The organism is Pantoea sp. S-LA4 (assembly GCF_054482835.1).
Map to the genome: position 1 here is coordinate 1,836,300 of NZ_JBTLRC010000002.1, position 11,950 is coordinate 1,848,249.

The 11,950-nt window shown below is 56.8% G+C and carries 7 protein-coding genes; 5 read left to right on the forward strand and 2 right to left on the reverse strand.

Going from position 1 to position 11,950, the window contains the following annotated elements; all coding sequences use genetic code 11:
- Nucleotides 1–133 precede the first annotated feature (133 nt).
- The 5 genes from ACX3P5_RS09470 (at nt 134) to pdeR (ending at nt 9,170) form a co-directional block, all read left to right on the forward strand.
- The gene (locus tag ACX3P5_RS09470; protein ID WP_458968623.1) at nt 134–2,437 is read left to right on the forward strand and encodes an FdhF/YdeP family oxidoreductase; all 2,304 of its coding nucleotides are present in this window, start codon (nt 134–136) and stop codon (nt 2,435–2,437) included.
- Between the two features lie 114 nt (nt 2,438–2,551).
- Nucleotides 2,552–4,486, forward strand: coding sequence for an exoribonuclease II (locus ACX3P5_RS09475; RefSeq protein WP_233988073.1), 1,935 nt, complete (start codon nt 2,552–2,554; stop codon nt 4,484–4,486).
- A 186-nt stretch (nt 4,487–4,672) separates the two neighbouring features.
- The gene (locus ACX3P5_RS09480) at nt 4,673–6,742 is read left to right on the forward strand and encodes a carbon starvation CstA family protein (protein ID WP_233988072.1); all 2,070 of its coding nucleotides are present in this window, start codon (nt 4,673–4,675) and stop codon (nt 6,740–6,742) included.
- On the forward strand, nt 6,735–7,025 hold the full coding sequence (locus tag ACX3P5_RS09485) for a YbdD/YjiX family protein (RefSeq protein ID WP_233988071.1): 291 nt from the start codon (nt 6,735–6,737) through the stop codon (nt 7,023–7,025). The genes ACX3P5_RS09480 and ACX3P5_RS09485 overlap by 8 nt, the downstream gene beginning before the upstream one ends.
- A 159-nt stretch (nt 7,026–7,184) precedes the next feature.
- The gene (gene pdeR, locus ACX3P5_RS09490) at nt 7,185–9,170 is read left to right on the forward strand and encodes a cyclic di-GMP phosphodiesterase (protein WP_458968624.1); all 1,986 of its coding nucleotides are present in this window, start codon (nt 7,185–7,187) and stop codon (nt 9,168–9,170) included.
- 15 nt (nt 9,171–9,185) lie between these two features.
- Here pdeR and ACX3P5_RS09495 read toward each other — a convergent pair whose 3' ends face one another.
- Together ACX3P5_RS09495 and kdgT are read right to left on the reverse strand one after the other, a co-directional pair.
- Nucleotides 9,186–10,052 carry a crotonase/enoyl-CoA hydratase family protein gene (locus ACX3P5_RS09495; RefSeq protein WP_031374543.1) on the reverse strand — a complete coding sequence of 289 codons (867 nt, stop codon included), beginning with the start codon at nt 10,050–10,052 and terminating at the stop codon, nt 9,186–9,188.
- A 144-nt stretch (nt 10,053–10,196) separates the two neighbouring features.
- Entirely contained in the window at nt 10,197–11,180 is a 984-nt protein-coding gene (kdgT, locus tag ACX3P5_RS09500; protein WP_233988069.1) for a 2-keto-3-deoxygluconate transporter, read from the reverse strand.
- Nucleotides 11,181–11,950 lie beyond the last annotated feature (770 nt).

An 11,950-nucleotide genomic window follows, 5' to 3' on the forward strand; every position in this document is an offset into this window, starting at 1 on the left:
CAGCTATCGCACCATTAAGTCAATCAATTAGACAAGGTTTGATGATAATTGCACACTCCACTTCACCATCAGGCCATAACCTGATAACAAACTATCTACAATACTTCCTACTATAAAAAAGCCTGCACTCACTATGAAATTTAAACGCCAAATCAAACCCTATCGCGCGGCTGCGGGCGGCTGGGGTTCACTGGAAGCCACCACGCGTTTCGTTCTTGACAGCAAAGCGGCCCTGAAAAATATGCGCAACCTGATGCGCATGAATAAAGCGCGCGGTTTTGACTGTCCGGGCTGCGCCTGGGGCGATGACAACAAAAGTACCTTCAGCTTCTGCGAAAACGGTGCCAAGGCAGTGACCTGGGAAGCGACACGCCGGATGGTCGACACCGACTTTTTCGCTAAACACAGCGTGACCACGCTCTACACCCAGAGTGACTACTTCCTGGAGTATCAGGGGCGTCTGACCCATCCGCTGCGCTACAACGCCGAAACTGACCACTATGAGCCGATCAGCTGGGACGACGCGTTTGCCCTGATCGCCCGTCACATCAAGGCGATGGATAACCCGGATCAGATGGAGCTTTACACCTCTGGTCGTGCCAGTAATGAAGCCTCCTGGCTTTATCAGCTGTTTGGCCGCCTGATGGGCACCAACAACTTCCCCGACTGCTCCAACATGTGCCATGAAGCCAGCGGTACCGGCCTGAAGCGCAGCATCGGCGTGGGCAAAGGCACTATCCGTCTGGATGATTTTGATCATGCCGATGCGATTTTCGTCTTCGGCCAGAATCCCGGCACTAACCATCCGCGCATGTTGCATAGCCTGCGTCACGCCGCCGATCATGGCGCGAAGATCGTGACCTTCAACACCCTGCGTGAGCGCGGTCTGGAACGCTTTGCCGATCCACAAAAACCGCTGGAAGTGGTGACCTCGATGTCCGGCACCATCAGCTCCTCCTACTATCAGCCGAATCTCGGCGGTGATATGGCAGCGGTGCGCGGCATGGTGAAATGCCTGCTGGAAACCCATCGCGCCCGCCTGGCAGCCGGTGAAAGCGGTCTGTTTGATCAAACCTTTATCAATGCCAAAACCAACGGTATCGAAGCCTATATCGAGGCCGTCGATAACACCGACTGGATGCAGATTGTGGCGCAGTCGGGGCTGACCCAGGCGCAAATCCGTGAAGCCGCGGCAATCTACCAGAGTGCCGATCGGGTGATCTGTACCTGGGCGATGGGCATTACCCAGCATAAGCACTCGGTTGATACGGTACGTGAAATCACCAACCTGCAACTTCTGTTTGGTCAGCTGGGCAAAAAAGGGGCGGGTCTCTGCCCGGTTCGTGGTCACAGTAACGTGCAGGGCAACCGCACCATGGGTATCGATGAGAAGCCGTCGCAGGCGTTTCTCGATGCGCTGGGTAACCACTTTAACTTCGAACCGCCACGCGCCCACGGTCACAACACCGTTGAAGCGCTGAATGCGATGCTGCGCGACGAAGTAAAAGTGCTGATTGCACTGGGTGGCAACCTGGCTGCTGCCGCGCCTGACTCACCGCGTACTGAAGAAGCGCTGTCACGCTGTGGACTCACCGTTCACATCAGCACCAAACTGAACCGCAGCCATCTGGTGCCGGGTCATGAAGGGCTGATCCTGCCGACGCTGGGCCGGACCGAACGTGACCGCCAGGCGACCGGCAACCAGTTCATCACGGTGGAAGATTCATTCAGTATGGTGCACGCCTCTGAAGGGATTGGCATTCCGCTGGCGGAGACGCAGCGTTCTGAAACCGCGATTGTGGCCGGTATTGCCCATGCAGTGCTGGGTGATGAGAAAGTGAAATGGCTGGATCTGGCAGGCGATTACAACCTGATCCGCGAGCACATCGCCGCCACCATTCCGGGCTTTGCAGACTTTAACGCTAAATGTGATATTCCGGGTGGTTTCTATCTCGGTAACGCGGCGGCGGAACTGCGCTTCAATACCGCCAGTGGCAAAGCGGAGTTCAGCGCAGCAGCGCTGCCGTCTTCACTGTTCCCGAATCTGGATCAGGAGGTGCCCTTTACGCTGCAGACCCTGCGTTCCCACGATCAGTACAACACCACCATTTACGGCCTTGATGACCGTTACCGTGGCGTGTTTGGTCAGCGTGAAGTGGTGTTCATCAACCCGGACGATATGGCCGACCTGGGCTTCACCGAAGGCCAGAATGTCGATATTGAAACCCTGTGGAATGATGGCATTACCCGTCGCGTCAGCGGTTTCAAACTGGTGCCCTACAATATTCCGCGCGGCAATCTGGCGGCCTATTATCCGGAAACCAACCCGCTGGTACCGCTGAACAGCTTCGGCGATGGCAGCGGAACACCGACCTCGAAATCGGTGCCGGTGAAACTGGAACTGTCGTCGGCGCTGGCGGACCAACGCATCGCCTGATTACGGTCAACTTAGCGCACCTGAAAAGCCGGCCTGTCCGGCTTTTTGCCTTGCCGCGCGGCGTCGATTCGCGTAAAACTGTCAGCCGCAATCAGGCAACGAAACGTAAAAATTATGTTCCAGGATAACCCGCTGCTCGCGCAGCTGAAAGAGAAGCTCCACTCGCAAACGCCTCGTGCTGAAGGCGTTGTTAAAGGCACCGAAAAAGGCTTCGGCTTCCTGGAAGTCGATGCGCAAAAAAGCTACTTCATTCCGCCACCGCAGATGAAGAAGGTGATGCACGGTGACCGTATCGTCGCCGTGATCCACAGTGATAAAGATCGTGAAAGCGCTGAGCCGGAAACCCTGGTTGAGCCGTTCCTGAGCCGCTTTGTTGGCCGGGTCCAGAAGAAAGACGATCGCCTGTCAATTGTGCCCGATCATCCGCTGCTCAGGGACGCTATTCAGTGCCGTCCGGTGCGCGGACTGACGCACGAGTTTGAGAATGGCGACTGGGCTGTCGCTGAAATGCGTCGCCATCCGCTGAAAGGCGATCGCGGTTTTTATGCCGAACTGACCGATTTCATTGTTAAAGCTGACGATCACCTCGCGCCATGGTGGGTGACGCTGTCGCGTCATAACCTGGAGCGTGAAGCGCCCGATGTCAGCTTTGGCGAGATGCTGGATGAGAATCTGACGCGTGAAGATCTGACCGCGCTCGATTTCGTCACCATCGACAGCGCCAGCACCGAAGATATGGATGATGCGCTCTACGTTGAAGCGCTGGAAGATGGCTCGCTGCGGCTGACCGTGGCGATCGCCGATCCGACTGCCTACGTGCCGGAAGGCAGCCAGCTGGATAAACTGGCGGCGCAGCGTGCGTTCACCAACTATCTGCCGGGCTTCAACATTCCGATGCTGCCGCGCCAGCTCTCTGATGATGTCTGCTCGCTGCGCCCACATGCGCGTCGTCCGGCACTGGCCTGTCGCGTCACCGTCGCGCCGGATGGTACGCCGGGTGAGGATCTGCAGTTCTTTGCCGCCTGGATCGAATCCAAAGCCAAACTGGCCTACGACGACGTTTCAGACTGGCTGGAAAACAGCGGTGACTGGCAGCCAGAAAGCGAAGCGATTGCTGAGCAAATCCGTCTGCTGCACCGTCTCTGTCTGGCCCGCAGCGAATGGCGTCAGACCCATGCGCTGGTGTTTAAAGATCGTCCTGATTACCGCTTCCTGCTGGGTGAGAAAGGCGAAGTACTGGAGATCGTGGCTGAACCGCGCCGCATCGCCAACCGCATCGTTGAAGAGGCGATGATTCTGGCTAACGTCTGCGCGGCAAAAGTGCTGCGTGACACGCTGGGCTTTGGTATCTACAACGTGCATGCCGGTTTCGATACCACCAATGCTGAACAGGCGGCCGCCGTACTGGCGACCCACGGCATCAGCGTCGATGCGCAGGCGATTACCACGCTGGAAGGGTTCCGCGTGCTGCGTCGCGAACTGGATGCCCAGCCGACGCAGTTCCTCGACAGCCGCATCCGTCGTTTCCAGACCTTTGCCGAGATCAGCACCGAACCGGGTCCGCACTTTGGTCTGGGTCTTGAAGCCTATGCCACCTGGACCTCACCGATTCGTAAATTTGGCGACATGATCAACCATCGTCTGCTGAAAGCGATCATTCGCGGTGACCAGATTGCCCGTCCGGATGAGGCACTGACCGTCACCATGAGTGAACGCCGTCGCCTCAACCGCATGGCAGAGCGCGATGTCGGTGACTGGCTCTACGCCCGTTATCTGGCGCCGTTCGCCGCTACCGATCGTCGCTTCAGCGCGGAGATCATTGATGTGTCACGCGGCGGTATGCGTGTCCGTCTGCTGGAGTTCGGCGCGGTCGCGTTTATCCCGGCACCGTTTATCCACGCGGTGCGTGATGAACTGGTCTGCAGCCAGGAAAATGGCAGCGTACAGATCAAAGGCGAAGTGGTTTACCGTGTTACTGACGTTATCGACGTGACCATCGCTGAAGTGCGCATGGAAACCCGCAGCGTCGTGGCGCGTCCCGCCGTCTGAGTCTGAAATCCGGCGGGATAACTCCGGTTATCCCGCCGCTTCCCGCCCCGCTCTCTTTGCAAAAATGTTAAATTTGTTCCCCGCTTCACACTTCTCCATCGATTAACTTTCACTTACATTCCATTACATTAAGTTTGACTCGTTGTTTTCGATCGCATCTCTCTCGATCCTCACAAGGAGTTAGTCATGAAAAACGTCAAAACCGGCGCGATCTGGTTAGTGGTGGCGTTAATCGGCGCGGGCGCTTTCGCCATGCTGGCACTCAGCCGCGGCGAACACGTTAACGCCGTCTGGCTGGTAATTGCGTCTGTCGCCTGTTACAGCATCGCTTATCGTTTTTACAGCCTGTTTATCGCCCGCAATATTTTTGAACTGGATGACCGCCGCCTGACGCCCGCCGAGCGGCTGAATGACGGCCTCGACTATGTGCCCACCAACAAATGGGTGCTGTTTGGTCATCACTTTGCCGCCATTGCCGGGGCCGGTCCGCTGGTCGGGCCGATTCTGGCGGCTCAAATGGGTTTCCTGCCTGGCACCATCTGGATTCTGGTCGGGGTGATGCTGGCCGGTGCGGTGCAGGACTTTCTGATCCTGTTTATCTCTACCCGCCGCGATGGTCGCTCGCTGGGTGAAATGGCGCGTCAGGAGCTGGGGGCCTTTGCCGGTGTGGTCACCATGCTCGGCGCGCTCGGGGTGATGATCATCATTCTCTCCGCGCTGGCGCTGGTGGTGGTTAAGGCGTTAGCCAACAGCCCGTGGGGCCTGTTCACCATCGCCGCCACCATTCCTATCGCGCTGTTTATGGGCGTTTACATGCGCTTTATCCGTCCCGGAAAAATCGCTGAAGTGTCGCTGATTGGCTTTGTGCTGATGATGGCTGCCATCATTTACGGTGGCGACGTGGCACAGCATCCTTACTGGGGACCGTTTTTTACCCTGAAAGGCACCTCACTGACCTGGGTGCTGGTGATTTACGGCTTTATTGCCTCGGTGCTGCCGGTCTGGCTGCTGCTCGCTCCGCGTGACTACCTTTCGACCTTTCTTAAAATCGGTGTGATTGTTGGTCTGGCGGTGGGGATCGTTTTCGCCATGCCAGAGATGAAAATGCCAGCAGTCACCAAATTTATCGACGGCAGCGGCCCGGTCTTCTCCGGTGCGATGTTCCCGTTCCTGTTTATTACCATCGCCTGTGGGGCTATCTCCGGCTTTCATGCGCTGGTGTCGAGCGGCACCACGCCGAAGCTGGTGGAGCGTGAAAGTCATATTCGCTTTATCGGTTACGGCGCGATGCTGATGGAGTCATTCGTGGCGATCATGGCGCTGATTTGCGCCTCGGTACTGGACCCGGGCGTCTACTTCGCCATGAACTCACCGGCTGCGCTGATTGGTACCACGGTTGAGAGCGCCTCACAGGTAATCAACGGCTGGGGCTTTGTGGTGACGCCTGAGATGCTGAGCGGCATCGCCCGCGACGTCGGTGAAGGCTCGATTCTGTCGCGTGCCGGTGGCGCGCCGACGTTTGCCGTCGGCATGGCACACATCATCACCGACATTTTCAACAGCCGGGCGATGATGGCCTTCTGGTATCACTTCGCCATCCTGTTTGAAGCGCTGTTTATCCTGACCGCTGTGGATGCCGGGACCCGCGCCTGCCGTTTTATGGTGCAGGACCTGGTGGGCACCGTGGTGCCTTCGCTGGCAAATAACCGCTCGTGGCTCGGCAATATGGCCGGCACTACGGTCGCGGTCGCGGGCTGGGGCTTCTTTGTCTATCAGGGCGTAGTCGACCCGCTGGGCGGCATTAATACTCTCTGGCCGCTGTTTGGTATCGGTAATCAGATGCTGGCCTCAATGGCGCTGATCCTGGGCACCGTGGTGCTGTTTAAAATGAAAAAACAGCGCTACGCCTGGGTCACCATCCTGCCAACCATCTGGCTGTTTATCACCTCAATGACCGCCGGCTGGCAGAAAATCTTCCACGAGAAACCGTCGATCGGTTTTCTGGCGCAGGCCAGCAAATTCCGTAAAGGACTGGATGAAGGCGTGATGATTGCGCCAGCGAAAACCGTGGCTGATATGCAGACCATCGTCTTCAGCAATCAGATCAATGCCGTGCTGTGCGGCTTCTTTATGCTGGTGGCGGTGACGATGCTGATTGCCGCCTTCTTTGTGATTCGCAAAGCGCTGCGCAGCGATCTGCCCACCACCCATGAGTCAACCATTGCGCTGCGCAATAAGGCGGTACGTCATGTCTGATGCCATCCATCCGGTGCGTCGGCCACAGGGCGACTGGCAGATTCATCACTGCCAGTTTATGTCGGCACCTGCTCCGGCACCCTTTCGCTGGCGAACGCTGTGGCGCGGTCTGCAACAGTGCTTTCGCTTAATGGTCGGGGTGCAGGATTATCAAACGTACCTGCAGCATATGCGACTGCATCATCCCGCACAGCCGCCGATGAATGAGCGGGATTTCCATCGCTATTGTCTGGATGCCCGCTTCCCAGGTAAGGCCGGGAAACTGGGGAAATGCCCCTGCTGACGAGACGCAAAAGCCCCACATTGTTGGGGCTTTTTTGTGCCATTCGTATCTTGATAGTGAAATATATTTGGTTTGTACCTTGTGCTAACGTCGGATGATGAATACTGTTGCTAAAATAATGAGATAACGCCTGCAGTGCACTCCCCGGAGGAAGTTTCCATGACCGATGAACAAGGGCAAACGTTGTTGTACACCTTGTTTGGTACAACCAGCCCTCATTGGCGTCTGACCGCGGACAGCGATGCGCTGAATTTTGCCGAAGATGAGTCGTCACAAACCAATATCGCCCTGCCGCTCACGCCCGGCCAGGCTGCGATGATCCGGGCTATGCCGGTCATCACCTCAAGCATTAATCTGACCCTGCCGTTGCAGGGTGTTGCGGTGCCATTGCATCTGGTCGGCCGCAAAGTTAACCAATCTTCATGGGCCGGAACCGCGTCAGCCTGGGGCGACACCGCCGCAGTGGCGCGCGATTTGACATTGGGGCTTTCATTCGCCGAACAGGTGGTTTCCGAAGCCAATTCAGTGATCGTCATCCTCGATCAGCGCGGCAATATTCAGCGTTTTAACCGTCTGAGTGAAGAATATACCGGTCTGAATGAACATGAGGTGATTGGCCGGAATGTCTTTCAGCTGTTTATGACCAAACAGGAAGCGGCCTCCTCGCGACGTAACATTGCCGGCTTCTTTCGGGATGGTAACTCCTATGAGGTTGAGCGCTGGGTCAAAACCAAAAAAGGCCAGCGACTGTTCTTGTTTCGTAATAAGTTCGTTCACAGCGGCAGTGGCAAAAATGAAATTTTCCTCATCTGTTCAGGCACGGACATAACTGAGGAGCGCCGCGCCCAGGAACGGCTGCGGGTGCTGGCTAACACCGATACGGTGACCGGATTACCGAACCGCAACGCCATTCATCAGCAAATGAGCCAGGCGCTGGAGCAAGCCGGTGACGATCAGACCGGTGTGGTCTACCTCGATCTCGATAATTTCAAGAAAGTGAATGACGCCTACGGTCATATGTTCGGCGATCAACTGCTGCAGGCGGTCTCACTGGCGATCCTTAGCTGTCTGGGTAAAGACCAGACGCTGGGCCGGTTAGGCGGTGATGAATTTGTGGTACTGGCCGAACACACCAGCCAGGCGGCGCTGGAGGCGATGTCTTCGCGCATCCTGGAGCGACTGCGTCAGCCGTTCCGCATCGGCCTGATTGAAGTCTACAGCGGCTGTTCCATCGGCATCGCCCTCGCCCCGATGCATGGCGAAGATCGCGAGAGCCTGATCCGCAACGCCGACACCGCGATGTATCATGCTAAAGAGAATGGCCGCGGCAAGTTTTGCGTCTTTGCCGCTGAGATGAATCAGCGGGTGTTTGAATATCTGTGGCTGGATACCAACCTGCGTAAAGCGCTGGAGCTGGACCACTTAATCGTTCACTACCAGCCTAAAATCGACAGTGACGGCAAAGTTCGCAGCGCCGAAGCGCTGGTGCGCTGGCTTTCACCGGAACGCGGTCTGGTCTCGCCCGGCGATTTCATTCCCTACGCCGAAGAGTCGGGCCTGATTGTTCCGCTGGGTCGCTGGGTGATGCTCAATGTGCTGAAGCAGATTATCCTCTGGCGGCAGCACGGCGTGTTTCTGCGGGTCGCGGTTAACGTCTCAGCCCGTCAGCTGATCGATCAAAGTATCTACAGCGATTTGAAACAGGCGCTGCTCGAAGCCGGTCTGGATGATTGTCCCATCGACATTGAGCTGACCGAAAGTTGTCTGATCGAGAATGAGACCGAAGCGCTGAAGCTGATGAAACAGTTTCAGGAGCTGGGCGCGCAAGTGCATCTCGATGACTTCGGGACCGGCTACTCCTCGCTGTCACAACTGGCGCGGGTGCCGATTAACGCGATCAAGCTCGACCAAAGTTTTATTCGCAATATTAACAAGCAGCCGGTTTCACAATCGCTGGTCCGTGCCATCGTCGCCGTCGCCAAGGCGCTCGATCTGCAGGTGATTGCCGAGGGTATTGAAACCCGCGATGAAGAGAAATTTATCCTTAAAAGTGGGGTGGATGGGCGTCAGGGCTATCTTTACGCAAAACCAATGCCCGCGGAGCAATTTGGGCATTGGCTGGCTAAGCATCCTGCCCGCGTGTAACGCTAATGACGGTTACTAGCCCGCTTTACGCAGTGATGCGCTGTGGCGGTTTTGTAACTGCACCAGACGTTCCATATAAGCGATATCTTTTGGTTCGATGGTAAAGGCGTAATCCACCCAGTCCTCAGTGATGTCCATCAGCTCAGCGCGTGACAGTTGCAGCACGCGCTGACGCGCTTTCAGCATCGCCCTTACGCCATTCAGTTTCGGACGTAAGGTGTCGATGAAGGTTCGGGTCGCACGATAGCTGTCGCCCGGCTGGAACACTTTATCGACCAGGCCACGGGTTTCGTACCATTCCGCACTGTGTGACTCTCCTTCACAGATCAGCTCTTCCGCCAGCTTCATTCCTGCCCGACGCGCCACCAGTGAATAGCCGCCCATGCCAGGAAACAGGTTAAACGCGATTTCCGGGAAGCCCATCCGCGCGTTGTTCTGCGCCAGAATGAAGTGGTGCGCCAGCGCCGCTTCAAAGCCGCCGCCTAACGCACTGCCTTCAATCATCGCCAGCGTGACTGCACCGGTGTCGAATCCCCGCGCCGCGGAGTGGATGCAGTCCACACAGGCACGAGCATATGCCCGCAGCGCCTCGCGCCGGTTATTACGAATGCACTCGACGAAGAAACGTAAATCGCCTCCGGCGTTGAACATCTGCGGTACCAGCGAGCCGGTGACCCAGAAATCGATTGGCAGACCGGAACGCTGCGCGGCATAGCTCAGGTTCATGATCTCCTCAATCAGCTCATGGTTGAAGCTGGGACGTGGCTGAGCGCGCAACATCATCCACATCGTGCGTCGGCCTTCCTCGTAATAGGCGACTAACTGAGTGGTGTTGCCGACTTCGGTAAATAATCTGCACGTTGCTTGGTTAATAACTGTCATTGTCTCATCCTCTGTTTATATTTGATGCGCTAAATACGCCACATCAGCGTAATGCAGAGTGAGTCAAGACCAAATGAGAGATTGATTTACAACACAAAATCCAGAGTGATCCCCGACTGGCGCGCCGGGGATTGATTAGGTGGGTTACTTAATGACTGCGCGCTGGTCGATGGCGACATGCATGCGCTTAACGCGTTTTGAGTAGAGTGCGGTAATAATCGGCACCAGTACCGAAGTGACAATCACCGAGGTCGCTACCAGCGCGGTAGCAGCCGGTGCAATCGGTTTGAACTGCGGCAGCATTTCAGCGATCAGCACCGGTGTGGCCACCGCAGCGCCAGCGGTACTGGAAGCGGCCACGCCCGCCGTGCCGTCACCGCCGCCAATCAGCCGGTCGGCAAAAATCAACGGAATGCCGGTAATGATGATCACCGCGACGCCCAGCATAATGCCCAGCAGCCCGGTTTCGACGATCACCGCCAGGTTGATGGTGTTGCCCAGCGCAAACGCAAAAAACGGGATCAGGGTATGTACTGCTTTACCGAAGAATTCACGCAGTTCAGGATCAAGGTTCCCTAATGCAAAGCCCACCACAAACGGCAGCACCGCCCCGACAAACACATGCGGCTCGAATGAGGCAATTCCGGCGGTGCCCAGAATCACCATGGTCATTAACGGACCGGATTCCAGCGACATCAGCACAAAGGCGCCCGCTTCCTCTTTCGAGCCATATTGCTGCATGATCGAAGCGTAGAGCCCGCCATTGGTCATATCCATTGCCGCCACCAGCGCCAGGGTCGATAAGCCGGCAAACATCCCGACCTCAACGCCGTTCTCCGGCATTACCCGTGATGCGATGGCCGCGACGATCCAGGCGACGGCAATTTTAGTCAGCACCAGCGTACCGGACTTGCGTAACACGGTGCCGGTTGCGCTCAGCTTGATTGATGCCCCCATGCAGAAAAACCACACCGCCAGTATCGGTACCGTGCCGGTCATCAGGCCATTGGTGAAGGAACCAAAATACTTTCCGGCGCCCGGCGAAAAGGTATGACAGAGCGCGCCGATAAAGAGCGGAATCAACATCATGCCGCCAGGGATTTTGTCTATTGCACGTTTGATATGCATGTTAAGGTCACCTTTGCTATGCCAGAGGGAGGTGCAAAAAAATGCCCGAAGGCGATGCAAGCAAAATAGTGACTCAGCGTAACGAAAACAGTGATCGCCTCGATAAAATGAAACGCTGTTTTATTTTTATTGACAGGTTGTTTTGGTAAATATGATCGCGATCGCCATACCAGTTAAGCTGGCAATTAAAAAGGGATGCAGTGGGCGTAATGCCTGTCAGTTAAAGTTACATTATCAAAGGCTGTCACGGTCAAAAACGGCCGCTTTTTTGTGTGGGCTTGCGTGCCGGAGTGCGGGCCTGAGCACCGCTGCTGCTGCCTGGCCGTCCTCGCGCCGCTGCGCGGTCCCTTCGGCTTTGACGTCGTGCCGACGAACCGTTCGGGGATCGGCCTTCCCTGGCCGGCCCCGAACTCTCCACGCTTCCCGGCGTGGCGTTCTGGCCCAACGTCACGCCTCAGCGCTGCGGATAGCCCTTTCAGCAGCAGAGGCGCTCTGGCCTCCACCATCGTGCCCTTTTTAACAGCAGGCACTGAAGCTTCAGAGCAGGCGGGTGCCGCTCCGGGGCAGGCAATCCGCAGCGCTAAACGGAATGAGTCTGCCAGGAGAGCCCGCAGGACGCGGGCGAAAGGCGGGGCGGCACAGGATGTGCCATCCCCGGCGGTCCGTCAGGCAGAGGAATGACGTGAAGGTACCGCGCAGCGGCGCGAGGACCGCCAGCCCCTGAGCGGCACCAGACTGCATTATCACAGGTCGCTTAACTGACGAGCACT